We start from the raw sequence: 24,568 nt of genomic DNA, 5'->3' as shown, positions 1-24,568 counted from the left end.
TTAGAACACCCTTCCTTTGATCATGAGCAGATGCTCAATGATGGGCCCCAGCGAAAGGGCGGGGAAGAACGTCAGGACGCCGACAATGACCAGCACGCCGACCAGCAGCGCGGCGAACAGAAAATTATCGGTGGCAAATGTCCCGCTGGAAGCCGGAGTGATCCTTTTAACCGCCATATTTCCCGCGATCACCAGGGCCGGGACGATGACGCCAAACCGGCCGATGAGCATGCAAAGGCCGAGCGTTACATTATAAAAAGCGGTATTGGCGTTCAGCCCGGCAAAGGCGCTGCCGTTGTTTTGCGAGGCCGAAGTAAAGGCGTAGAGGATCTCGCTGAAGCCGTGCGGCCCTTTGTGCAATAAACTCGAAAGAGCGGCCGGCAAGAGGCAGGCGGTCCCCGCGCCGATCAAGATCGCCGCCGAGGGCAGCAGAATGGAGAGGAGGACCATTTGCACTTCCTTGCGCTCGATCTTTTTCCCGAGATATTCGGGCGAACGGCCGACCATCAGCCCGGCCAGAAAGACGGTCAATAAAACGATATGCAGCATGCCGTAAAGCCCCGAACCGATCCCGCCAAAGACCACTTCGCCGAGCATCATGTTGAACAGGGCAACCGCTCCGGCCAGCGGAGTCAGCGAGGAATGCAGGGCGTTGACCGAGCCGTTGGAGGCGCAGGTGGTGGCCGTCATCCAGATCACGCTGTTGGTCAGGCCGAGCCGGGTTTCCTGTCCCTCGTGAATTGAGCCGGGGACCGAATATTCGGAAAAGAGCGCGACCCCCAGACCGACGGCGAAGATGACGAACATCACGAAGAAGAGCAGCCAGCCGTGCTTCCGGTTATCGATCATCACGCCGTAGGCATAGACCAGCGCCGCCGGGATCAGCAGAATGGCCAGCATCTCCAAAAAATTGGCCAGCGGCGTGGGGTTCTCGAGCGGGTGAGCGCTGTTGGCGTTAAAGAAACCGCCGCCGTTAGTTCCCAGTTGTTTGATGGCGATCTGCGAGGCCGCCGGTCCCAAGGGGATCGTTTGTTTGGCTCCCTGGAGCGTTGTTCTTTCCCGGTAAGAAGAGAAGGTTTGGACCACGCCTTGGCTGTTTAAAATGACCGCCAGGATGATCGACAAGGGGAGGAGAACGTAGACCAGCGAGCGGACCAGATCGACCCAAAAATTCCCCAGCGAGCTTTGTGATTTTGCGATCAGGCCGCGGGTCAGGGCCAGAAAAACGGTGATGCCGGTCGCCGCGCTAAGAAAATTTTGCCCGGTCAACCCGATCATTTGCGTGAGGTAACTCATGGTCGTTTCGCCGGCATACGACTGCCAGTTGGTGTTGGTCGAAAAACTCACGGCGGTGTTGAAGGCGCAGTCCCAGGAAACATTTGCCAGGTTGGCCGGGTTGAGCGGGAGAAACTTCTGGACCAGCTGCAGGGCGAAGAGAAAGATAAAACCGAGCAGATTAAAAAAGAGCAAGGATTTGGTATAGGCCTTCCAATCCATTTTTTCGTTTTGGTCAATGCCGCAGGTCCGGCAGAGGGCCCCTTCCAGCCAGCCAAGCGCCGGGGAGACGATCGTCTTTTTCCCGGTAAACACCCTGGCCATGTATAGCCCCAGCGGCGGCGTCAGGCCGATCAGCGCTAAACAAAAAATAATTATCTGTAAATAATCGGTCGCTTCCATGGCTCGCCTCCCCCTAAAACTTTTCCGGGTTGAACATGGCGTAGGCCAGATAGATCAACAGCAGGCCCGCGATTATCCCCGCAATAAAAAATCCCATTTTCTTTCTTTCCTTTTGTCCCTTCCTTTTATCCCATGGATTTTAACGATGATCAGCTGGATCAGCCCCGCCAGGGCAAGGAATATGAAATATGATACACCAAAAAACAGGGCGATAGCTGTTATTCCGATCAGATAGTCCATGGTTTTACCTTCCTCTCCCCATATTTCAGAAGTCGCCCGAACGACGGTCAATAAATGGTACTACTATGTCAAATAAAATTGTTGTAAAAACTCATCCTTTAGTGGTAAAAACGGCGTAAAGATACGGCCAAAAACCTAATGACGGAAAGCTTTGTAGACGATTATTCCCAGACCTGCTAAAATACGCCCGGAGTGGCGAAAGCATATTTCACAGCGGCTTCGCTCGGTCTGGAGATCGCCGTCGCGGTCTTTCTGGGTGCCGGCCTCGGTTATTGGCTGGACGGTCGTTACCAAACCGGGCCCTGGCTGATGGTCGCCGGCCTGGTGATCGGCGCGGCGGCCGGGATGTGGAACGCGTACAAGATCGCCGTAACCAATGAGCGTCCTTGAACATTTAGAACAACAGCCTGTTTGCCCGCTGGAGATCGCCGGCGTCGATCTGACCATTACCAATGGAGTAATTACTCTCTGGTTATCCGCCGTACTGGTGGGCGCTTTCTATTTTTGGCTTTCCCGCCGCTTGAGGACGGTCCCGGGCCGGGTCCAGAACCTGGCGGAAGTCGTTATCCTTTTCCTGCGCGACGAGGTCGCCGGGCAGATCGGCCACGGGCGCGACGCCTGGCTCCCTTTCATCATCGCGGTTTTCTCTTTTATCCTGGCCAATAACCTGCTCGGCTTGGTCCCGGGCTTGTCCAGCGCTACCGGAAATATCAATGTCACGGCCGCTCTGGCGATCGCGGTCTTTTTGGTGGTCCAGTCGGCCGGGATCGTCAAACATGGCCCGCTGGGCTATATTAAATCGCTGATCCCGCCCGGTTTGCCCCTGCCGATCGCCGTTTTCATGCTGCCGATCGAGATCGTCAGCCAATTTGCCAAGCCGTTCTCCCTGGCGGTCCGGCTTTTTGCCAACATGTTCGCCGGCCACGCCGTCATGCTGATGCTCCTCTCGCTGATCTTTCTCTTTAAAAGCTACCTGATCCTGCCGCTGCCCGTGCTCGGCAATACGGCGGTCTTGCTGTTCGAAGTGTTCGTTGCCTTTATCCAGGCGTATATCTTTACTTATCTGACGACATTGTATATCGCGACGGCGGTCGAAGGTCACTAGTTAAGGGAGGTCGATGTAAATGGACCCAAAGACAGCGGCGTTTTTTGCGGCGGGGATCGGCATGGCGGGGGCGGCGTTCGGTACGGCGATCGGGATCGGCTGGTTAGCGTCCAAAGCGATGGAAGGGATGGCGCGGCAGCCGGAAGCGGCCGGTAAGATCCAGACGGCGATGATCCTGGCGATCGCGTTCGTCGAGGCGATCGCGCTCTACGCGCTCGTCGTCAGCCTGATCCTGGCGACCAAGGCCTAATAACCGATGCTCGAGTTCGAACCAGGCTTATTTATCTGGACAACGGTCTCGTTTTTGCTGCTGGTTGTCCTCTTGTACAAGATCGGTTTACCGCCGATCCTGGCTTTTTTGGCCGAGCGCGAACGGCAGATCGCCGACCAGCTGGCGACGGCCGCGGAGAACCAAAAGCGGTCGGAGCAGGTGCTGGCCGAGCATAAAAAGGAGCTGGCGGCGGTCCACCAGAAAGCGGAACTGATCCTCTCGGAGTCGCGGGCGGAAGGCCGCCGGGCGAAGGACGAGATCGTTGCCAAGGCGAACAGCGAAGCGGACCGGGTGATCGCCCGGGCCAAGATTGATCTGGAGCGGGAGAAAAAAGAGGTCATGAGCCAGGCCAAGCAGGAGATCGTCGGCCTGGTGACGGCGGCCGCCGGCAAGGTCCTGCGGCAAAAGCTGACCGCCGATCAGGACCGGGCGATGATCGAGAAAAGCCTGCGGGAGGTCAGGGGATGAAAGAGATCGACGCGCTTAAACTGTATGAAATAGCCGGCGCCAGGTCGGTCGCTCTGGAAGAAGAGCTCCAGGTTTTTGCCGAAAAACTGCTCAAGCACCCGGAGCTGCGGCGGTTCCTGGCCGGCAATGCGGCGCTGAAAGCGAAAAAAGAGATATTGGCGGCGGTGATGACCGATTCGTCGCCGCTGTTCCGGCAACTGCTCGATCTTTTGGCCAGGGAAGGTTTGGTCAATAAGCTCCCCTGGCTGGCGGAACGGTATTCGGCGGTCGTCTCGGAGCGGATCGGCGCCTGTTATGTCGAGGTCAGGCACGCCCACCAATTGAACGAAGCCGAGCGGATCAGGATATTTTCCCTGATCGAGAGCGGCTGCCGCGTCCGGTTCGTGCTCGATAAAACGGTGATCGGCGGGGTCAGGCTCCGCTGGCAGGATGGTCGTTATTTCGACACCTCGCTGGCCGGCGACCTGGCGGAAATGAAGGAGGCCTTACTTGTCTGAAGATCTAGCGGCGATAATTAAAAAACGGATCGAAGCGTTCTCGCCCAAGGCGCGGATCGGCGAGGTCGGCCGGGTCGTCGAGTCGCTCGACGGCATTGTCCGGATCGAAGGCCTTTCTTCGGCGATGGCCGGCGAAATGGTCGAATTCTCCAACAAGTACCTGGGGATGGTCTTTAACCTGGAGCGGGAAGACGTCTTGGCCGTATTGCTCGGGCCGCACACCGCGGTCCGCGAAGGCGATACCGCCAAGTCGACCGGCCGCGTCATGCAGGTCCCGGTCGGCGACGCGCTGATCGGCCGGGTCGTGGACGGCCTTGGCAACCCGATCGACGGGTTGGGCCCGATCAAAACGGCGAAGTTCCGGCCGGTGGAACGGATCGCGCCGGGGGTCGTCGACCGGATGCCGGTCACCCAGCCGCTCCAGACCGGCTATAAACTGATCGACGCGCTGATCCCGATCGGCCGCGGCCAGCGGGAACTGATCATCGGCGACCGGTCGACCGGTAAATCGGTGATGACGATCGATACGATCTTAAGCCAAAAAGGGCAGAACGTTATTTGCGTCTACGTGGCGATCGGCCAGAAAGAGTCGACCGTCGTCCAGTTCATCGAGGCGTTAAAAGAGTACGGGGCGCTCGACTACACGATCGTGGTGACCGCCGGCGCCTCCGACCCGGCGTCACTGCAGTACCTGGCGCCGTTCGCCGGCTGCGCCATGGCGGAGGAGTTCATGTTCTCCGGCCGCGACGTCCTGATCATTTACGACGACCTGACCAAACACGCCCAGGCATACCGGATGATCTCGCTGCTGCTCCGCCGCCCCCCCGGCCGCGAAGCTTACCCGGGCGACGTCTTTTACCTGCATGCCCGGTTGCTGGAGCGGGCCGCGAAGCTGAAACAGGCGCTCGGCGGCGGGTCGATGACCGCTTTGCCGCTGATCGAGACCCAGCTCGGAGACGTTACCGCTTACATCCCGACCAATGTCATCTCGATCACCGACGGGCAGATATTTTTGGAAAATGACCTGTTCAACGCCGGGGTCCGTCCCGCCGTTAACGTCGGTATCTCCGTTTCCCGGGTCGGCGGCAAAGCGCAGGTCCCGGCGATGCGCAAGATCGCCGGCCGGCTCCGCCTGGACCTCGCGCAATACCGGGAGAAACAGGCGTTTTCCCTCTTTGCCACCGAGGTCGACGAAGAGACCAAGCGGCAGCTGAACCGGGGGGCGCTGATGATGGAGGTCCTGAAACAGGACAAGTACCAGCCGCTGCCGGTCGAGGAGCAGGTGATCGCGATCTACGCGGCCACTCAAGGCTATATGGATACCATCCCGATCGGCCAGGCGGCCGATTTTGAAAAACGGTTGATCGGCTTTGTCCGCCGGACCGAGCCGGAGCTCGTCCCCTTGCTGAAAGAGCTCAGCAAAGAGAGCGAGGAGCGTTTGGGGCGCCTGATCCTGCAATTCAAGGAGACATACGGTGTCGCTGCTTAAGTTCCGCAACCGTTTAAAGACGGTCAACAGCCTCCATTCGATCTTTGCCGCCCTGCAGGTAGTGACCGTGGTCAGGACGAAAAAGGTCAAAGAGCAATACCACGGAATGGAACGGTATCTGCTGCCGATGCGACAGGTGTTATCGGGTCACGGGTCACGGGTTACGGGTCAAGAAGGGAAAAAAGTACTTATTGTTATTACTTCCAACCGGGGGTTGTGCGGCAATTTTAACAAGGCGGCCGTTAACGCCGCCCTGAAGTTCTTGCGCGCCGATCCCGCCGCTAAACTAGTGGTTTTGGGCAAAACCGGGATAGAACTGTTCGGCAAGCAGGGCCGCCGGGCCGACCTGACCGACGTTACAGCGGTCGAGAAACCGGTTTTCCGGAGCGCGGCCCGGTTATTCCGGCAGATCGCCGCGCTGGGCGATGAGGTCTACGTCGCCTACAATGCCTTTAAAAGCACGATCGTCCAGGAGCCGCGCGTGGACGCGCTGGATGATTTGCCGGCCGATACTGATCCGGCCGATTTCCTGCTGGAGCCGGCCGAGCTGCCCGGCCAGCTTTATTACCATTACCGGGAGAGCCGGTTCTTTAAACTGGTCCTGGAATCGCAAATGGGGGAGCTGGGCGCCCGGTTCATGGTCCTGAAGGGGGCGGTCGATACTTCCGGCGACATGTCTCGCGACCTGAAGATGGCGATCAACAAAGCGCGGCAGGCGAACATTACCAGGGAGCTGCTGGAGATCGTTTCCGCCGCCGAAGCGGTAAGGGGTGTTTATGAATAAGGGGATAGTAGTTTCCGTGGTCGGCGCCGTGATCGAAGCCCAATTCCCGATCGATAAGGTGCCGACGATCAGGAACGCGCTCCGGATCGAAAACCCGACGGTCACGGCCGAAGTCTCGATGCTGCTGGAAGAAGGAGTGGTCCGGGCGGTCGCCCTGCAGCCGACCGACGGCCTGCGCCGCGGGGCCGAAGTTACCGATACCGGAGCGCCGCTCAAGGTGCCGGTCGGCCCAAAAACGCTCGGCCGGGTCTTTAACGTGCTGGGAGAGACGATCGACGACGGCGGCGACATCGGCCAGACGGAGCGGATGCCGATCCGCCGCGACCCGCCGCCTTTCGAAGACATCGTTTCCCAGACCGAGATCTTTGAGACCGGGATCAAGGTGATCGACCTGCTGGCTCCCTTTGTCAAAGGGGGAAAGACCGGCCTGTTCGGCGGCGCCGGGGTCGGCAAGACCGTTTTGATCATGGAACTGATCAATAACATCTCGGCCCAGCACAGCGGGACCTCGGTCTTCGGCGGCGTCGGCGAACGGACGAGGGAAGGGAACGACCTCTGGCTGGAGATGAAAGAATCGGGCGTGATGAAGAACACGGTGATGTGCTTCGGCCAGATGACCGAGCTCCCCGGCGCCCGCTTTATCGCCGGCAACTCGGCCCTGACGATGGCCGAATATTTCCGCGACGTCGAAGGGAAGGACGTCCTCTTCTTCGTCGATAACATTTTCCGCTTTGTCCAGGCGGGCTCGGAGGTCTCGACGCTGCTCGGCCGGATGCCGTCGGCGGTCGGTTACCAGCCGACGCTGGCCGCGGAAGTCGGCCGCTTTGAGGAGCGGATCGTTTCGACCAAGAAAGGCTCGATCACTTCGGTCCAGGCGGTTTACGTCCCGGCCGATGATATAACTGACCCGGCCGCCGCCGCTACCTTCGCCCACCTGGATGCCACGACCGTGCTCTCCCGGTCCCTGGTCGAAATGGGGATCTACCCGGCGGTCGATCCGCTGGCGTCCACTTCGCGGATCATGGACCCGCATATTTTGGGGGAAAAGCATTACGCGACGGCACGCGCGGTCCAGAAGATCCTGCAGCGTTATAAGGAATTACAAGATATAATCGCGATCCTCGGCGTCTCCGAACTGCCGGAAGAGGACCAGCTCCTGGTCTCCCGGGCGCGCAAATTGCAGCGGTTCCTTTCCCAGCCGTTCTTTGTCTCGGAGCGGTTCACCCAGATCCCCGGCCGCTACGTCAAACTGGCCGACACGATCAACGACTTCGCGGAGATCGTGGCCGGCAAGGCCGACGACCTGCCGGAGCAAGCGTTCTACATGGCCGGCACGCTGGCGGAGGTCCGGAACAAGCAATGAAAAGCTTCGCTTTGGAGATCAGGTCGCCGGAAAAAGCGTTCTTGCTCGAACGGGTGATCAGCCTCTCCGTGCCGGCCAGCGACGGCAGCTTGGGAGTGCTGGCGGATCACGCCCCGCTGGCAGCCCGGCTGGCGGCCGGCCAGATCGTCTACAGCTTCCAGGAGGGGGAGCAGGCGAGCACCCCTTGCGCCGGCGGCTTCCTGATAGTGAGAAATAACCAGGCTGCAATCCTCCTCGACAGCTGATTGCCCGCTTTTTAATCACAAAATTGTATAAAAAATAGGCAGTATCTACAATATTGTATGTTTCCCTCTTGCCCGCCTTGGCAATAAGCTTGCTATTTCCCATATGTCCGTGGTCCCCGATCGAATAAAAAGAGGAGAATGATCACCATGGTAAAGACCGCAAGTCAAATTTTCGGCGAGCTCACTTTCAGCAAAAAGGTGATGAAGGAAAAATTAAGCAAAGAGGTCTACGCCAAGCTGGTAGCCACTTTGGATGGCGGGGCCCCTTTGGACGAAACCATTGCCAGCGACGTGGCCCATGCCATGAAAGAGTGGGCGATCGAGAACGGCGCCACCCATTTTACCCACTGGTTCCAGCCGCAGCGCGGCGGCACGGCGGAAAAACACGACGCCTTTCTCAGCTACGGCAAGGACGGAGAGATGATCGAGCGTTTCAGCGCGAAACAGTTGATCCAGTCGGAGCCGGACGCTTCCAGTTTTCCTTCCGGCGGGATCCGCTCCACCTTTGAAGCGAGAGGCTATACCGCCTGGGACCCGACCAGCTCGGCGTTCTTGCTGGAAGCGGGGGACACCAAGACCCTGGTCATCCCGACCGTTTATCTCTCCTGGACCGGCGAAGTGCTGGACCTGAAAACGCCGCTCCTCCGTTCCATGAAGGCCCTGACCGAATCGGCGATCAAACTGCAAAAATTGTTGGGGAACAATTCGGTCAAGAAGATGAAAGTTTACGGCGGGCCCGAACAGGAATATTTCCTGGTCTCCAAGGAACTGTATGCCACGAGGCCGGACCTGCAAATAACCGGCCGGACGCTGTTCGGCGCGGCCCCGGCCAAAGGCCAGCAGCTGGAAGACCATTACTTTGGCGCCATCAAGGACAAAGTGATGATGTTCATGGAAGATTTTGACATGGAGCTTTACCGGCACGGGATCCCGTCAAAGACCCGGCATAACGAGGTTTCCCCCAACCAGTTTGAAATAGCGCCTCTTTATGAGGAAGCTAACCTGGCCATCGACCATAATCTGCAATTGATGGACATCATCCGCAAGGTCGCCGACAAGCATGGGCTGGTCGCGATCCTGTACGAAAAACCGTTCGCCGGGGTCAACGGCTCGGGCAAGCATTTCAACTGGTCGCTCGGCGATGACAGCGGGACCAATTACCTGGAACCGGACGATTCGCCGATCAAGAACATCAATTTCCTGCTGACCCTGGGCGCCATCCTGCTGGGGGTGAACAAGTTCGGCGGCCTGCTGCGGGCGGCAGTGGCGGACGCCGGGAACGACCACCGGCTCGGCGCGAACGAAGCGCCGCCGGCCATCATGTCGGTCTATCTTGGGGAATATCTGGCCGGGTTGATGGATGACATCGAGGGGATCGGCAATAAAGTTGACGAAAAGAGCCTCTCCCATATTAACCTGGGCGTTAAAAACTTGCCTAAGGTGGCCAAGGATACCTCCGACCGGAACCGGACCTCGCCGGTCGCTTTTACGGGCAACAAGTTCGAATTCCGCGCCGTCGGCTCATCCCAGAACTGCTCGGAAGCGGCGACCACGCTCAACCTGATCGTGGCTTACGGCTATGACGAGATAGCCAAGCGGCTGGCCGCGAAAAAAGGGAAGAACGTCAACGAAAACGCGATCCTGGTCATGAAGGATGTCCTGAAAGAGACCAAGCAGGTCCGTTTTGAGGGGAACAATTATTCTGCGGAGTGGCACAAAGAAGCCGCCAAGCGGGGACTGCCCAATACCAAGAACACCCCGGACGCGCTCGATCTGATGCTGGAGAAAGATAACGCGGCGCTGTTCGAGAAGTACGGCGTCCTTTCTAAGCGCGAGCTCCATTCTAAAGTGGAGATCAAGCTGGATGCCTACATCAAGATCAAGGATGTCGAGCTTAAGGCCGGCCTGGACATTGCCAGAACGCTGGTCCTGCCTGCCGTTTTGGAGCAGATCGCGGTGTTAGGCGAAGCGGTCAGGGCAACTTCCAAGGCCAGCGCCATGGCCGCCGACCTGAAGGTTGCTTCGGCCCTCTATGCCGATATCAAAGCGGCGATCAAGGGGCTGGAAAAAGCGATCGTTGTTTGCGAGCAGGAAGATAACTTGGAGAAGAAGGCCAAACTCTACGCCAAGAACGGGGCGAACGCTTTGGCCGATCTGCGCGCGAGCGTTGATCAGGCGGAAACGCAGGTCGCGGACAAGTTCTGGCCGATGGCCAAGTACCAGGAACTGTTAACGATCTTGTAAAGGGAAAGAGCGGGGGGCTTGCCGGCGAAAGCCGCGGTTCCCTTCTTTTTTGCCAGGCGCTGCGTAAATGTTAGGCAAGGATGAAAAAAATGGAACAAGAGATCAGTGATCTGTTATTGACCGAAGAACGGGGGCACGTTTACCGGCTGCTGATCGAGTCGGTAGAACGACCGCTGCTGGAAAAAGTGTTACACTTTACCGGGGGTAACCAGCTGGAAGCGGCCCGGATCCTGGGGATCAACCGGAACACTTTGCGGACCAAGCTTAAAAGGTTGGGGATCCAAAAATGAAAGCGCAGGGGCTATATAATCCGGAATACGAGCACGACAGCTGCGGCGTCGGCTTTGTCGTGGATATCAAGGGGCGCCCCAGCCACCAGATCGTCGAACAGGGGCTGGAAGTCCTTAAGCGTTTAGCGCACCGCGGCGCGGTCGGCGCCGACCCGAAGACCGGCGACGGCGCCGGGATCATGATCCAGATCCCCCACGATTATTATGCCGGGCTTTTGGACCTGCCCAAGCCCGGTTCCTACGGGACCGGCCTGATCTTTTTCCCCCGCGATAAAAAGGTGCGGGAGAAATGCAAGTCGGCTGTGGCCGGAGCGGTCGCCCAGGCCGGCCAGAACCTGATCGGCTGGCGGGCGGTCAAAGTCGACCATTCCGATATCGGCAAGAGCGCCCGCGAGAGCGAGCCGGTCATCGAACAGCTCTTTGTCCGCAAGGGGAACAAGGTCAATTCGCCCGAAGAATTCGAGCTGCGGCTTTTTGAGCTTCGCCGCCAGATCGAACGGACGGTCCAGGTGGACGGTTTTTACGTTACGAACCTGTCGGCCCGGACGGTGATCTATAAAGGGCTGCTGATGCCCGACCAGGTCGAGAAATTCTATCCCGAGCTCAAGGACTCCCGGGTCAAAAGCGCGCTGGTGCTGGTCCATTCCCGCTACAGCACCAACACTTTTCCCGCCTGGGACCTGGCCCAGCCGTTCCGCTGCCTGGCCCACAACGGCGAGATCAACACGCTGCGCGGCAACATCAACTGGCTGAAGGCGCGCGGCCTGGACGTTATTCTCCCCGGCGGGAGCGATTCGGCCGCGCTGGATAACGTCCTGGAACTGCTCACGCTCTCCGGCCGCTCCCTGCCGCAGGCCATGATGATGCTGGTCCCGCAAGCCTGGGAACACGACCAAGCGATCAGTAAGGAGCTCAGGGATTTTTACCGTTTCCACGCCTGCTTTATGGAGCCGTGGGACGGCCCGGCCGCGCTGGCGATCACCGACGGGATCAGGGTCGGGGCGCTGCTCGACCGCAACGGTTTGCGGCCGGCCCGCTTCATCGTTACCGATCAGGACCAGGTTATCATGGCTTCCGAAGTCGGCGTGCTCGACATCGATCCGGCCTCGATCGTCAAATCCGGCCGGCTGGAACCGGGGAAGATCCTGTTCATCGACACCGAACAAGGGAAGCTCATCGATAATGAAACGATCAAGAACGAACTGGCCGCGCAGCAGCCGTACGGCACCTGGCTTGCCGCCAACCTGATCGAGGCCGATGAATTGCCGCGGGTTGCCGAACCGGGGGACAGGGTGCCGGACCTGGCCGCCGCCTTGCTGGCATTTGGGTACAGCAGGGAAAGCTTGAAGATGATTTTGAAGCCGATGGCGGAGCAGGGGAAGGAACCGATCGGTTCGATGGGGAACGATACTCCGCCGGCCGTCCTTTCGCAAAAACCGCAGGTCCTATACGACTATTTCCGCCAGCTCTTCGCCCAGGTCACCAACCCGCCGATCGACCCGATCCGCGAAGAGATCGTGATGAGCCTGGACAGTTACCTTGGCCAGCAGCAGGACATATTAAAGGAAACGCCGGAGCACTGCCGCCTGCTGCGGCTGGCCGAACCCGTCCTGACCGACCTTCAACTGGAGCAGATCCGGCAGGTCAACAAGCAAGGTTTCCAGACCAAGGAGATCTCGCTGCTTTTCGGGGCTAAGGGACTGGGGACCGGGGGACTAGAGGAAGGATTAGACAGAATATGTAAGGAAGCGGAAGAAGCGATCGAAGCGGGGAATACGTTCCTCCTGCTGACCGACCGCGGGGTCAACGCGGAAAAGGCCGCTCTGCCGGCGCTCCTGGCGGTCGGCGCGGTCCATCATCACCTGATCAGGAAGGCCTTGCGGACCAGGGCGAGCATTATTTTGCAGAGCGGAGAGCCGCGCGAGGTCCACCATTTCGCGCTCCTGTTCGGTTACGGCGCGGACGCGGTCAATCCTTATCTGGCTTACGAAGCGATCGAACTGCTGGTTACCCAGCGGGAATTGAATATCGACGCCCGGACGGCCGTCAGGAACTTTCGGACGGCCGTTAACCACGGGCTGGAAAAGATCCTCTCCAAAATGGGGATCTCGACGCTGCGCAGCTACCGCGGCGCCCAGATCTTCGAGGCGGTGGGGATCGGCCAGGCCGTGATCGACCGCTGTTTTACCGGCACGGTTTCGCGACTGGGCGGGATCGGTTTCGACATTATCGCCGAAGAGGTCCGGCTCCGGCACCGGCAGGGCTTTGGCAACGGCCGCCTGCTGCCGGCCGGCGGCGTTTATCAGTGGCGGCGCGACGGCGAGTTCCATCTTTGGAACCCGGAGAGCATCGCTGCGCTGCAGGACGCGGTCAGGAACGAAGATTACGGGCGCTTTAAGGAGTTCTCCCGGTTGATCGACGACCAGTCGGCGCATCCGACGACGCTCCGGAGCCTGCTGAAGTTCCAGCCGGGGAAACCGGTCCCGCTGGAGCAGGTCGAACCGGTCGAGAACATCGTCCGGCGGTTCGCGACCGGGGCGATGAGCTTCGGCTCGATCAGCCGCGGGGCGCACGAGACGCTGGCAGTCGCCCTTAACCGGCTCGGTGGCCGCTCGAACACCGGCGAGGGGGGGGAAGACCCCGACCGGTTCCAGCCGCTGGCCAACGGCGATTCCAAGCGGAGCGCGATCAAGCAGGTCGCGTCCGGGCGGTTCGGCGTCAACACCAATTACCTGGTCAACGCCGACGAACTGCAGATCAAGATCGCCCAGGGGGCCAAGCCGGGCGAGGGGGGGCAGCTGCCCGGCCACAAAGTGAGCGCAATCATCGCCAAGACCCGTTTTACCACGCCGGGCGTGACGCTGATCTCGCCGCCGCCCCACCACGACATCTATTCGATCGAAGATCTTGCCCAGCTGATCTTCGACCTGAAGAACGTCAATCCGCGCGCCCGGATCTCCGTTAAGCTGGTCTCCGAGGTCGGGGTCGGCACGATCGCCGCCGGCGTGGCCAAAGGGCACGCCGACATGATCCTGATCTCCGGCGGCGACGGCGGGACCGGGGCGTCGCCGCTCAGCTCGATCAGGTACGCCGGCCTGCCCTGGGAATTAGGGCTGGCGGAAACCCACCAGACGCTGGTGCTCAACGACCTGCGCAGCCGCGTCCGGCTGCAGACCGACGGCCAGCTCCGGACCGGCCGGGACGTCGCCATTGCCGCGCTCCTCGGCGCGGAAGAATACGGTTTTGCCACCGCGACGCTGATCGCCATGGGGTGCGTCATGCTCCGCCACTGCCATTTGAACAACTGTTCGGTCGGCGTAGCGACCCAGGACGACTGCCTCTCGCGGCGCTTTGCCGGTAAACCGGAGTACGTGGTCAATTTCCTCCGCTTTGTCGCGCAGGAGCTGCGCGAGATCATGGCTGAGCTGGGGATCAGGACGGTCGACGAGCTGATCGGCCGGACCGACCTGCTGGCGGTCGACACCGCGATCCTCCCCTGGAAAGCAAAAGCCCTAGACTATTCAAAGATGCTCTGGAAACCGGCGCCGCAGCGCTGCACTGTCAAACAGAACCACGGGATCGATAAAGTGCTGGATAAGAACCTGATCGCCGCCTGCCACGCCGCCCTGGAGAAAGGCGCGGCGGTCAAAGGCGAATTCAATATCAAGAATTCCGACCGGACGACCGGGGCGATGCTGAGCGGCGAGCTCTGCCGCAAGTTCGGGGAAAAAGGGCTGCCGGAAGACACGGTCTGGCTGAAATTCACCGGGGTCGCCGGCCAGAGCTTCGGCGCCTGGCTGATCAGCGGGATGACCTTTGAGCTCGCAGGTTTGGCCAACGATTACGTCGGCAAGGGGCTTTCCGGCGGCAAGATCGTCGTCCACAGCCGGAACGACCAGGATGTGGTGATCGGCAACACGACCTTTTACGGCGCGATCGCCGGCGAAGCTTACATCAGGGGGAAAGCGGGGGAGCGGTTCTGCATCCGCAATTCCGGCCTGAACGCGGTGGTCGAGGGGGTCGGCGACCACGGCTGCGAATACATGACCGGCGGCCGGGTGATCGTCCTGGGGCCGACCGGCCGCAATTTTGCCGCCGGGATGTCGGGCGGCATCGCCTACGTTTACGACCGGGACGGCGATTTTGCCGCCCGCTGCAACCAGGGGATGGTCGCCTTAGAAAGCCTGTTATCGGAAGACGAAGTCCTGATCATTAAAATGCTGAAAAAACATCATGAGTTGACCGGCAGTACGGTTGCGCAGGCGATCTTGGAAGATATTGGCCGGGAAAAGCGCCGCTTCGTCAAGGTCATGCCGGTCGAATACCGCCGGCTCCTGCTCGAATCGGCGATGGACCAGGAAGAGCTCGACCTGTTAGGAGTGTCCGATGGGTAATCCGCAAGGTTTCCTAAAAGTCAAAAGGGAGAAGACCGAATACCGCCCGGTCTGCGAACGGGTGAAGGATTACGCGCCGGTCGCGCGGCCGCGCGCCGATGAACAAACGCGCGAGCAGGCTTCGCGCTGCATGGATTGCGGCACGCCGTTCTGCCACTGGGGCTGCCCGCTCGGCAATTACATCCCGGAATGGAACGATCTGGCTTATAACTTCCATTGGCGGCGAGCCATAGATTTGCTCGAGGCGACCAATAACCTGCCGGAAGTGACCGGCCGGGTCTGTCCGGCGATCTGCGAGTTCGCCTGCGTGCTGGGGATCAACGACGATCCGGTCACGATCCGGGAGAACGAACTGGCGATCGTCGAACACGGTTTCCGGCACGGCTTGATCAAGCCGAAGCCGCCGGAGAAGCGGACCGGTAAAAGGGTCGCTGTCGTCGGCTCCGGCCCGGCCGGCCTGGCCTGCGCCGCCCAGCTGAACAAAGCCGGCCATTTGGTCACGGTCTGCGAGAGAGCCGACCAGCCGGGCGGGCTGATGCGTTACGGGATACCGGAATTCAAGCTGGAAAAGTCCATCCTTGACCGCCGGCTCGATCTCTGGCGGCAGGAGGGGATCGAGTTTCGTTGCGGCGTTAATGTCGGCGTCGATATAGGCGTCGACCAGCTGGCAAAAGAGTACGACGCCGTTGTGCTGGCCGGCGGCTCGCGCGTGCCGCGCGACCTGAAAGTGCCGGGTCGCGAGCTCGCAGGGATCCATTTTGCGCTGGAGTATCTCATCAAGCCGAATAATATTGACGCTAAGGGGAAAAAGGTCGTCGTGATCGGCGGCGGGGATACCGGGGCCGACTGCGTCGGCCTGGCCAATCGTCAAGGCGCCGCCTGTGTTGTCCAGATCGAGCTCCTGCCGGAACCGCCGAAAAACCGGCCGGCGCACCAACCGTGGCCGAAATACCCGGCGATCTTCAAGACGTCGACCAGCCATGAAGAGGGCTGCGAGCGCCGCTGGTCGGTCACGACCGAGCAATTCCTTGGTCGCGACTCGCGGGTCACGGGACTCAGAACGGCAGCCGGGACGGAGATCGAAGCGGACCTGGTCTTGCTCGCGCTCGGCTTTTTGCATCCGGAGCCGGTCCCGGGGCTGGCGATCGCGCTCGACCAGCGCGGCAACTTCCAGACCGACGCGAACTACCAAACCTCGCGAAAAGGTTTTTTTGCCGCCGGCGACGCGCGGCGCGGCCAATCATTGATCGTGTGGGCGTTGGCGGAAGGGCGTAGGGCCGCCCGGGCCGTCGACGAGTATTTAATGGGCGAGTCGCGCTTGCCGCTTATTTGATCAGCCGGCGGATAAAATCCTCAACGTCTTTTTTATCGGGCGATTTAGGGAGCGGGATCTCGCCGCTGGCCGAGACCGGCGCTTCCACGGCCACCCCCTGCAGCAGTTCGGAGCGGAATTTGCCGTTGAGCCGGTAAGGGACGCTTTTCCGGCCGGCGCTGATCGCGTTGGCCAGGTCGGCCGCCACGCCGAAGACCTTGACCAGGTCGATCCGGGTCGACAGGGTGAACGTGTTCTGGCCGGAGCCGCCGACCTCGATCCGCGAGGAGCGGCCGGTCGTGAAGTTTTGCCCGTTGACGATCAGCTCATACTCGATCTCTCCCTGCAGGGCGATCGGGTTGCTGTTCTTGATCGAAAAGTGGGAATCAGCCCGGACCTCCTGGAAAGAGAGCGGGGTAAAATCGGTCCCGGTGTGGGCGATCTTGGGGGGATCGAGGGAGACGCAACCGGTCAGGGCGACTGCGGCGAAAAAGGCGGCGGCGAGCAAGAGCATTTTTTTCATTTCCGGCACTCCTTTAGCAGTATTTTTAAGGCCTGGACAGGCAAGCCAACCACATTATCGTAGTCGCCGTCGATCCTGTCAATAAAGATCTCCTCGATCTCCTGGATGCCGTAGGCGCCGGCCTTGTCGAGCGGCCGCCCGGTGGCGACATAATCGCGGATCGTGCCGGGGCTTACCTTTTTCATCCTGACCGTGGTGGTAACGAAGGTGGCGCCGGCCTTTTTGCCGACCACCGCCAGCCCGGTGACGACCCGGTGGGAGCGTCCGGCCAGGGAGCGGAGCATCCGGACGGCGTCTTGGGCGTTCCGCGGCTTACCGAGGACCTTTTTCCCGAGGATAACGATCGTATCGGCGCCGATCACCGTCGCCCGGGGGTGGCGGCAAGCCACGTCGAGCGCTTTGGCCAGCGCCGTCTTGACGGCGATCGCCTCCGGGCTTTTTCCCCGGACGGCGCTTTCGTCGATCCGGCTGGGAACGACCCGGAAGCTTTTGAGCAGTTTTTTCAGGAGCACTTGGCGCCGCGGCGAGGCCGAGGCCAGGATATATCTCACGCCGTCCATTATATGATAAAATGAGTACCCCATGCAATTACGCCCGGTACTGATATTGTTCGCGTCGCTCTTCCTGGTCATGGCCGGTTTCGGCCTCGTGATCCCGATCATGCCGTTCTTCGCCCTGAAGCTGGGAGCAACCCCGCTCCACATCGGCCTGCTGATGGCCAGCTATTCGCTGATGCAGTTCATTTTTTCCCCGATCTGGGGAAGCCTCTCCGATAAATACGGCCGCAAGCCGATCATCCTGGTCGGCCTGGCCGGTTTTACGGTGACCTTTATCCTCTTCGGCCTGGCGGACAACATGTTCCTCCTGTTCGCTTCGCGGATCGCCGGCGGCATACTCTCTTCCGCCTGCCTGCCGACGGCGATGGCCTATGTCGCCGACGTGACCAGCGAGGAGGAGCGGGGGAACGGGATGGGGATGATGGGGGCGGCAATGGGGCTCGGCATGATCGTCGGACCGGCGCTCGGCGGCCTGTTCTCCGCCTGGCATTTCGGCCTGCCTTTCTTTATCTCCGCCGGCCTGGCGGCCGTTAACTTCATTTTTGCGGCGCTTTTCCTGCAAGAATCCCGGAAACCGCACGCTGCCAGCGAGGTCCGCTACAACAATATCCGCCACCTGCTCTCCCTGCGCGGCTTTATGGCGCTGGTCTTTATCCTGGTTTTCCTGACCTCGTTCTCGGTCAGCGGGTACGAAGGGACGTTTTCCCTGTTCGCCAAGGAGCGGCTCGGCTACGACGCTTTTGATATGGGGATCGTCTTCACTTTTATGGGCTTGGCCAGCGTGATCGTGCAGGGGCTAATGGTCGGCCGGATGATCAAAAAGCTGGGCGAAGCAATGGTGATCAAGGTTGGCCTGGCCTGTACGGCGCTCGGCTGCGGCCTAACGGTCTTTTCGTTCAACCGGCCGGAGATCGTGTTTTTTGCCTGTCTGGCCGTGCTGGGGCAGGGATTGCTCCGGCCGAGCCTCGCTTCGCTCATTTCCAAGGACACGGTGCTGGAGGAGGGGGCGACGATGGGGGCGATGCAATCGGTCGACAGTCTCGGCCGGATCCTGGGACCGGTGGTCGGCGGCGTGCTGTTCAGTTTTGGGACGCTGCTCCCTTATCTGGGGATCGGCGGTTTTAACCTGCTCGCGTTTATTCTGCTGCTGGTCCTGATCTAGCCAGGCCGTATTCCCGCAAAAAAGGCCCGATCCTGGTCGGCGAAAGATCCGCCCCCTGTTTAACGGCTTTTTTCAATTCCGCCAATAATATGTAAGGCTGATCAAAGTGGACCGCCGCCAAGCGGGGGATGGTGTATTCCGCGAATTCTTCTTTGCCGAACACGCCGCAGATCCGCTGGTGGTACGCCTCCGCCTGTTGGAGGACCGCGATCACCCGAGGGGTGAGATCGGTTTGCCTGGCGGCTACCTGGAAGAGCGTGACCGGCTTGGGGTCTTCCGCCGCGCTCAAGGTGACCAGCCCGCGTTGCAGGTCGGTCCGGTAGGCATCGTCCGGATTAAAACAGGGAGCAACGGCCGGCAGCTTAATGCCGAGGCCGTTCAGCACCCTGATCACCCAGGGGAGATCGGCAGGCTGGCCGCTGCCGACGCCGAAAACGCAAAAGCCGGTCAATCTATTGGTATTGGCCCCAAGCAGCTCAAGGGTGTTCACCATGTCGGTGATATCATTCAGGATATCCTGCCGGGTCGGCACTTTATGGGCGAGAGAATCGGTGTAGTGGATCGTCTCGAGATGGGACGAAGCGCCGATCTTTTTGGCCGGATCGAAAAGCGCGACCTGGGTGCAATGCTCCAGGCCGAGATTGACGTGCACGGCCGTACCGGCGATGTAGCCGAAGTCCTGGGTCAGGACGTGCCGCTTGTTCAGCCGGTCGAGTTCCAGTTCGGGCCGGCGCTCGCCGTGGTGCAAAGCGGAACGGGCGACAAAACCGGTCTCCCGGCACGTTGCCCGCAACTGGTGGACTGGGGGAAAACTGATCCGCATGACTGATTATCGCCGGGCGGGGCGGGATATTTCAGGGAAAATCAGGCGGCTCTATCGCGGTTCAGGGCCTTTAATCCCTCGAACCAGAGCAGGCTGACCAGCGCGCCGAAAAAGGCGATCAGGACGTCATTGAGGTGCATCGTCTCGAAGTGGAAGAGCGATTGCAGGAACGGGAGATAAAGCACGGCGAACAGGGCGGCAATGGTGCCGCCGGCGACCCACCAGAGGGCCGGATTTTTCGACTGCAAGGTTTTCCAGAGCAATTGCGACCAGGAAAGGTTATTGACGATCAGCATGATATTGGCGAACACCAGCGTGGTGAACGACAGGGTGCGGGCCTCTAATTCTCCCTTGCCGCTGTAGAGCGACCAGATAAAAACGATAAAGACCACCGCCAGGACGCTGACCCCCTGCAGCAAACTGAGGAAAAAAGCGCGGCGGTTGAAGAGCGGCTCGAGCAACTTGCGCGGCGGGCGCTTCATTATATCCTGGTCCTCCGGTTCCGCCTCAAAGACGGTCGAGCAGGCGGGATCGATGATCAATTCCAGAAAAGCGATGTGCGCCGGCAGCAGGACGAGCGGCAGGTTAAAGAGGACCGGGAGAAACGACATGCCGGCGATCGGGACGTGGACGGCAAAGATGTAAGCGATCGCTTTTTTCAGGTTCTCAAAGATCCGGCGCCCCAGCCGGACCGCCGCGACGATGGAAGAGAAATCGTCGTTCAGCAGGACCAGGTCGGCCGATTCCCGGGCGACGTCGGTCCCGCGCTCGCCCATGGCCACGCCAATGTGCGCCGCCTTCAGGGCCGGAGCGTCGTTGACGCCGTCGCCGGTCATGGCGACGATCTCCCGGTTCGCCTTGAGCGCCTTGATGATCGCCAGCTTCTGCTCCGGCACCACCCGGGCGAAAACGTTGACCGTTTTGATCCGTTCCGCCAGCTGCTCGACGGTAAGCTTTGCCAGCTCCGGGCCGGTGATGCTGGCGGCCGGATTATGCAGGCCGATCTCCCGGGCGACGTATTCGGCCGTGCCCGGATAGTCGCCGGTGATCATGATCACCCGCAGACCGGCGGCATGCGCTTCTTTGACCGAGCCGGGAACGCCGGGCCGGACCGGATCGATAAAACCGAGCAAGCCGATGAATGCGAACTGGAAATCATGCTGCTTTTCCGGCAAAGCGCTCTTGCGGAACGCCGCCTTGGCCACGCCGAGGATCCGCTGTCCCTGATGGGACAGCACTTCGATCTCCCGCAGCAGACCGGCGGTCTGTTCCGGGGTAAAATGGCAGAGGTCGGCGATCGCTTCGGGCGCCCCTTTGGCGGCGATGATGTAATTTTCCTTGTCCGGCGATTCCCAGACGTGAGAGAGGGCCAGCAGTTCTTTGGACAGGTTGTATTCTTTGACCAGTTTCCAGTTCTGGTGGATATGCTCCGTGCCCCGCAGGTACTCTTCACCCAGCTGTTTGACCTCTTTTTCCAGCGGATCGAACGGGTCCTTTTGGCTGGCTAGGATACCGTATTCGATCAGGTCGTGGAAATTTTCCGGGACCTGCTTCGCGCGGTGGTCGATCTCCTGGTAGCTGCCGTGAGCGAACAGGCCGGTCAGTTTCTGCTGGTTCATGGTCAGGGTCCCGGTCTTATCGACGCAGAGCACGGTAGCCGCGCCGAGCGTTTCGATCGCCGGCCGGTTGCGGGTCAAGACCTGGCTCTTGGAGATCCGCCAGGCGCCGAGGGTCAAAAAGATGATCAGGACGACGGGAAATTCTTCCGGCAGCATTGCCATGCTCAAGGTCAGGCCGGCCAAGAAACCTTGCAGTAGATTGCCGCGGGTCAGGGTGTAAACGACAATGACCAGCAGGCAGAGAATGATGCCGCCAATCGCGAAATTGCGGACGATCTTGCCGGTCTCTTTTTGCAGCAAGGTGTCTTCTTCCTTGATCCCTTCCAGCGCTTTGCCGATCTTGCCGATCTCGGTACCGACGCCGGTGCCGGTCACGCGGGCCAGGCCGTGCCCCTGGACGATCATCGTGCCGGAATAAACAAAGGGGAGGTCGTCGCCTCCCGGCCGCCGTTCCGCTTCCCGTCCGTCCCACTCGGTTTTGCGGACCGGCATCGATTCGCCGGTCAGCAGCGATTCGTCGATCGACAGGTTGGCGCAGGAGAGCACCGTCGCGTCGGCCGGGACCCGGTCGCCTTCGCGCAGGACGATGATGTCCTCGCGGACGACGGCGCGTCCGGCGATCCGCTTTTGCCGGCCATCTCTGATCACCAGGGCCCGCGGGCTGGAGAGGTCGCGGAGCGCTTCGAGCGCCCGTTCGGTCTTCCGCTCCTGGTAAAAAGTGATGCCGATCACCACAAAAACAAAGGTCATCAGCATCAGGGCGTCCTTCATTTCGCCCAAAATAATGTAGATCAAGCCCGTCCCGAGCAGGAGGAGGAGCATCGGTTCGCGGACCACGTTCCAGAGGATAACCAGCAGGCCGAGCTTTTTCTGCGAAGGGAGCTCGTTAAAGCCTTCCGCCTTGAGCCGGATTTGGGCTTCTTGTTCGGTCAAACCCTGGACCTGATTGGGGTCGAACATCGCTGATTATTATATCAGAATTTGCTATAATCGCCTAAGCGATGGATGCCAGCGATAGCCGTCTGCAAGAATTAGCAGCGAAATGCGCCGAATTGGAAAAAGAGGCGGCGCGTTACCGGGCAATAGTCGAGGACACCAGCGAGCTGATCGGGGTAACGACCTTTGCGCCCAATCCGGTCTATACGTACATCAGCCCTTCGCATAAAGGGGTGTTCGGCTACGAACCGGCAGAGCTGGTCGGCAAGGCCGGCGCCGATTTTATCCATCCCGATGACCTGGTCCGGCTGCTGCCGCTGATGGGGAAATATCTGGAGAGCCAGACCAGAAAACTTCTGACCGGCAAACGGGTAGACCTGACGGAGCGCATTAATTTCCGGTTTCGGGACAAACAGGGGAGCTACCATTACATGGAAAGCACCGTTAATCTGATGCAGGATGAGATCCTTTTTGTCTCCCGCGACGTGACCGAACGGAAACAGGCCGAAGCGCGCTTCCAGGAAAAGGTCAAAGAGCTGGAGGACTTCCATAAGCTGGCCGTCGGCCGCGAGCTGAAGATGATCGAGCTGGAAGACAGGATCGAAAAACTGCAGGCCCAGCTGGCCAAAAAATAAAGTGAAATCCGCTTGCAATCCGCGCGATAACAGTGTAGGATAGAACAGTCGAACTTAATGGTTTAGCAGTTAAAAGTCTCTGCGTCTTTTTTCTCAGGTGTGTCCCCGCAACGGGTCCCCTCCATTAAATCAAGCAGAAAAATACTAAAAAAGGAGAACAGACACATGAAGAGCATATTCGTAGGTAATTTGCCCTGGTCCACCACGGACGCCGAGCTTTCAGCGAAGTTCGCTGAATTCGGCAACGTGATCTCGGCCCGGGTAGTTTCCGACAAGTTCACGGGCAAGTCCCGCGGCTTCGGATTTGTTGACATGGAAGATGCGGATGCTGAAAAAGCCATCGCCGGGATGACCGGGCAGAAATGGGGCGACCGCGAACTGACCGTCAATGAAGCCAAGCCCAAGTCGGAAAGCCGCGACCGCAATGGCGGCGGCGGTGGCAGACGCGATTTCAGCCGGTTCTAATAAAAAGAACCGTTGAACAACAGAAGGCCCTGGTGAAAACCAGGGCCTTTTTGTTATATAATGGGGGTTCCATAAGGAGGTTCCCATGAAAAAGTACATCAGTCTGGTCATTGCCCTGGTCATCTGCTTTGGCGCTGCCGCCCTCGGTTCCCTGGCTACCGCCCCGCAGATCGCGACCTGGTACGCGGGGATAAATAAACCGTTCTTTAATCCGCCGAACTGGATCTTTGGCCCGGTCTGGACGATCCTTTATGCCATGATGGCGGTAGCCGCCTGGCTGGTCTGGGAGAAAGGCCAAAACAAGAAAGAGGTCAGATCCGCCTTGCTGGCTTTTCTGGCGCAGCTGGCGGTCAATGTGCTCTGGTCTTTTCTCTTCTTTGTCTGGCACTCGCTCTGGGGCGCTTATCTGGGTATAATTGTCCTCTGGCTATTGATCCTGCTGACCATTATCCGGTTCTTTAAGCTGGACCGGACGGCGGGTTGGCTGCTGGTCCCTTACATTCTCTGGGTCAGTTTTGCCTCGTTCCTTAACCTGGCGGTCGCCATACTAAACTGAAATCAGTAAACAACTTCCCCGATAAGCAGGCATATGGACCTGCTGGTGAGATCGTACAGCCGCTTCGCGCGGTCGAGTACTTTTCCGGGAGCGGAGGCCGGGCTGAAACGGCTGAAGAGGGTGCCGCCCGACCGGCGCAAACCGTTGATCAAGAAAATGATCGGCTGGGGCGACGGCTTGACGACCAGGCTGGTGCTGGCCGACACCGAGGGGCTGCTGCAGGATTTTCGGGCGCGGGAGCGGGTAGCGTTATACGGCCAAATCCTGCGCGATAAATATTTCTCTTACATCGCGCAATATTTCCGGCCGACCGAAACAAAAGTGCTCGACTTGCTCAAGGCGTCGTTGACGCTCAACCCAGAAGCTTTTCGTTCCCTGCCGGTGGAGAGCGCCGCCTGGCTGATGGCTTGCGTGACCTGGGACCGGATACCGGCCCCGCTGAAAAAACACCCCGTTTTTGCCGACCGGCATTATTCTCCGCTCAAACAACAGGTTCTCTCGTTGTTCCGCGAGCCGGGGCAGCGCTACAGCGCGCTCTCCGGCGCCACGCTTTGCCAGGCGACCGAGACGCAGTTCGTCAGCACGGTCGACGACTTCAAGGTGACGCTGGTGAACGACCATTTCCTCTTTTCCGACGGGCCGGAATGGCAGGTCGCGCTGACCCTGCGCGGGGTCCGCTCCGTTTCGGGAGCGTTCTTCCCGAAAGGGATGTTCTATTTCGTCTCCGGCCGGCAGAACAAGGAACGGATCGAACAGCATCCGCGCGACCGTTTGACCATGCCGGACCTGGCCTGGATACCGGTCCGGGCTTTTAATGAGAGCTGGTCGCACGGCACCTCGGTCAACGAGCTTGCCCGGCTCTTTCCGCCGGGGAAAAAACGTTGAAATCAGCCCCGATCCGCCCCGATAGTAC

Annotated in this window: 24 protein-coding genes; 18 read left to right on the top strand and 6 right to left on the bottom strand. The window is 59.8% G+C overall.

Annotation, left to right across the window (positions count from 1 at the left end; genetic code table 11):
• Nucleotides 1-1,677, bottom strand: coding sequence for a potassium-transporting ATPase subunit KdpA (kdpA, locus tag WC529_00810; GenBank protein MFA5112821.1), 1,677 nt, complete (start codon nucleotides 1,675-1,677; stop codon nucleotides 1-3).
• Between the two features lie 72 nt (nucleotides 1,678-1,749).
• Nucleotides 1,750-1,917 carry a hypothetical protein gene (locus tag WC529_00805; GenBank protein ID MFA5112820.1) on the bottom strand — a complete coding sequence of 56 codons (168 nt, stop codon included), beginning with the start codon at nucleotides 1,915-1,917 and terminating at the stop codon, nucleotides 1,750-1,752.
• Nucleotides 1,918-2,109: 192 nt separating this feature from the next.
• On the opposite strand from WC529_00805, the gene WC529_00800 reads away from it, so the two are divergent.
• From WC529_00800 to WC529_00740, 13 genes are all read left to right on the top strand, one after another.
• Complete coding sequence (locus tag WC529_00800) at nucleotides 2,110-2,307, top strand: AtpZ/AtpI family protein (protein ID MFA5112819.1); 198 nt, start codon at nucleotides 2,110-2,112, stop codon at nucleotides 2,305-2,307.
• On the top strand, nucleotides 2,294-3,022 hold the full coding sequence (gene atpB / locus WC529_00795) for a F0F1 ATP synthase subunit A (GenBank protein MFA5112818.1): 729 nt from the start codon (nucleotides 2,294-2,296) through the stop codon (nucleotides 3,020-3,022). Before WC529_00800 ends, atpB begins: the two co-directional genes overlap by 14 nt.
• Before the next feature lie 19 nt (nucleotides 3,023-3,041).
• On the top strand, nucleotides 3,042-3,272 hold the full coding sequence (atpE, locus tag WC529_00790) for an ATP synthase F0 subunit C (GenBank protein ID MFA5112817.1): 231 nt from the start codon (nucleotides 3,042-3,044) through the stop codon (nucleotides 3,270-3,272).
• A gap of 6 nt (nucleotides 3,273-3,278) precedes the next feature.
• Nucleotides 3,279-3,761 (top strand): F0F1 ATP synthase subunit B, encoded by a 483-nt coding sequence (atpF, locus tag WC529_00785; protein ID MFA5112816.1) that lies wholly within the window; start codon nucleotides 3,279-3,281, stop codon nucleotides 3,759-3,761.
• On the top strand, nucleotides 3,758-4,258 hold the full coding sequence (locus WC529_00780) for a F0F1 ATP synthase subunit delta (protein ID MFA5112815.1): 501 nt from the start codon (nucleotides 3,758-3,760) through the stop codon (nucleotides 4,256-4,258). The genes atpF and WC529_00780 overlap by 4 nt, the downstream gene beginning before the upstream one ends.
• A complete protein-coding gene (atpA, locus tag WC529_00775) occupies nucleotides 4,251-5,747 on the top strand; it encodes a F0F1 ATP synthase subunit alpha (protein ID MFA5112814.1) in 1,497 nt (498 codons plus the stop codon). The genes WC529_00780 and atpA overlap by 8 nt, the downstream gene beginning before the upstream one ends.
• Nucleotides 5,734-6,531 (top strand): FoF1 ATP synthase subunit gamma, encoded by a 798-nt coding sequence (locus WC529_00770; GenBank protein ID MFA5112813.1) that lies wholly within the window; start codon nucleotides 5,734-5,736, stop codon nucleotides 6,529-6,531. Before atpA ends, WC529_00770 begins: the two co-directional genes overlap by 14 nt.
• Nucleotides 6,524-7,894, top strand: a complete 1,371-nt coding sequence (gene atpD / locus WC529_00765) for a F0F1 ATP synthase subunit beta (GenBank protein MFA5112812.1) — start codon at nucleotides 6,524-6,526, stop codon at nucleotides 7,892-7,894. Before WC529_00770 ends, atpD begins: the two co-directional genes overlap by 8 nt.
• Nucleotides 7,891-8,139, top strand: a complete 249-nt coding sequence (locus WC529_00760; GenBank protein ID MFA5112811.1) for a hypothetical protein — start codon at nucleotides 7,891-7,893, stop codon at nucleotides 8,137-8,139. The genes atpD and WC529_00760 overlap by 4 nt, the downstream gene beginning before the upstream one ends.
• A 147-nt stretch (nucleotides 8,140-8,286) precedes the next feature.
• The gene (locus WC529_00755; GenBank protein ID MFA5112810.1) at nucleotides 8,287-10,383 is read left to right on the top strand and encodes a glutamine synthetase III; all 2,097 of its coding nucleotides are present in this window, start codon (nucleotides 8,287-8,289) and stop codon (nucleotides 10,381-10,383) included.
• Between the two features lie 89 nt (nucleotides 10,384-10,472).
• Nucleotides 10,473-10,673, top strand: coding sequence for a helix-turn-helix domain-containing protein (locus tag WC529_00750; GenBank protein ID MFA5112809.1), 201 nt, complete (start codon nucleotides 10,473-10,475; stop codon nucleotides 10,671-10,673).
• On the top strand, nucleotides 10,670-15,067 hold the full coding sequence (gene gltB / locus WC529_00745) for a glutamate synthase large subunit (GenBank protein MFA5112808.1): 4,398 nt from the start codon (nucleotides 10,670-10,672) through the stop codon (nucleotides 15,065-15,067). The genes WC529_00750 and gltB overlap by 4 nt, the downstream gene beginning before the upstream one ends.
• On the top strand, nucleotides 15,060-16,400 hold the full coding sequence (locus tag WC529_00740) for a glutamate synthase subunit beta (GenBank protein MFA5112807.1): 1,341 nt from the start codon (nucleotides 15,060-15,062) through the stop codon (nucleotides 16,398-16,400). The genes gltB and WC529_00740 overlap by 8 nt, the downstream gene beginning before the upstream one ends.
• On the opposite strand, the gene WC529_00735 is transcribed toward WC529_00740, so the two are convergent.
• Nucleotides 16,393-16,902 carry an LEA type 2 family protein gene (locus WC529_00735; protein ID MFA5112806.1) on the bottom strand — a complete coding sequence of 170 codons (510 nt, stop codon included), beginning with the start codon at nucleotides 16,900-16,902 and terminating at the stop codon, nucleotides 16,393-16,395. The genes WC529_00740 and WC529_00735 overlap by 8 nt on opposite strands.
• Nucleotides 16,899-17,453, bottom strand: a complete 555-nt coding sequence (locus WC529_00730) for a Maf family protein (GenBank protein MFA5112805.1) — start codon at nucleotides 17,451-17,453, stop codon at nucleotides 16,899-16,901. Before WC529_00730 ends, WC529_00735 begins: the two co-directional genes overlap by 4 nt.
• A 31-nt stretch (nucleotides 17,454-17,484) precedes the next feature.
• Here WC529_00730 and WC529_00725 point away from each other — a divergent pair, with 31 nt between their 5' ends.
• Nucleotides 17,485-18,621 carry an MFS transporter gene (locus tag WC529_00725; protein MFA5112804.1) on the top strand — a complete coding sequence of 379 codons (1,137 nt, stop codon included), beginning with the start codon at nucleotides 17,485-17,487 and terminating at the stop codon, nucleotides 18,619-18,621.
• On the opposite strand, the gene WC529_00720 is transcribed toward WC529_00725, so the two are convergent.
• Together WC529_00720 and WC529_00715 are read right to left on the bottom strand one after the other, a co-directional pair.
• Nucleotides 18,596-19,444 carry a hypothetical protein gene (locus WC529_00720; GenBank protein MFA5112803.1) on the bottom strand — a complete coding sequence of 283 codons (849 nt, stop codon included), beginning with the start codon at nucleotides 19,442-19,444 and terminating at the stop codon, nucleotides 18,596-18,598. The two genes, WC529_00725 and WC529_00720, sit on opposite strands and share 26 nt — an antisense overlap.
• 41 nt (nucleotides 19,445-19,485) lie before the next feature.
• Nucleotides 19,486-22,023, bottom strand: coding sequence for a cation-translocating P-type ATPase (locus WC529_00715; protein MFA5112802.1), 2,538 nt, complete (start codon nucleotides 22,021-22,023; stop codon nucleotides 19,486-19,488).
• A 41-nt stretch (nucleotides 22,024-22,064) separates the two neighbouring features.
• Here WC529_00715 and WC529_00710 point away from each other — a divergent pair, with 41 nt between their 5' ends.
• The 4 genes from WC529_00710 (at nucleotide 22,065) to WC529_00695 (ending at nucleotide 24,540) form a co-directional block, all read left to right on the top strand.
• A complete protein-coding gene (locus tag WC529_00710) occupies nucleotides 22,065-22,634 on the top strand; it encodes a PAS domain S-box protein (GenBank protein ID MFA5112801.1) in 570 nt (189 codons plus the stop codon).
• Between the two features lie 165 nt (nucleotides 22,635-22,799).
• On the top strand, nucleotides 22,800-23,099 hold the full coding sequence (locus WC529_00705) for an RNA-binding protein (protein MFA5112800.1): 300 nt from the start codon (nucleotides 22,800-22,802) through the stop codon (nucleotides 23,097-23,099).
• A gap of 85 nt (nucleotides 23,100-23,184) precedes the next feature.
• Nucleotides 23,185-23,655: a TspO/MBR family protein gene (locus WC529_00700; protein MFA5112799.1), complete on the top strand. Its 471-nt coding sequence runs from the start codon at nucleotides 23,185-23,187 to the stop codon at nucleotides 23,653-23,655.
• Between the two features lie 33 nt (nucleotides 23,656-23,688).
• Nucleotides 23,689-24,540 (top strand): hypothetical protein, encoded by an 852-nt coding sequence (locus WC529_00695; GenBank protein ID MFA5112798.1) that lies wholly within the window; start codon nucleotides 23,689-23,691, stop codon nucleotides 24,538-24,540.
• Nucleotides 24,541-24,568 lie beyond the last annotated feature (28 nt).

The organism is Candidatus Margulisiibacteriota bacterium (assembly GCA_041650855.1).
Lineage (GTDB): Bacteria > Margulisbacteria > WOR-1 > O2-12-FULL-45-9 > XYB2-FULL-48-7 > JALOPZ01.
This window is presented reverse-complemented; position numbering and strand designations above follow the sequence as displayed.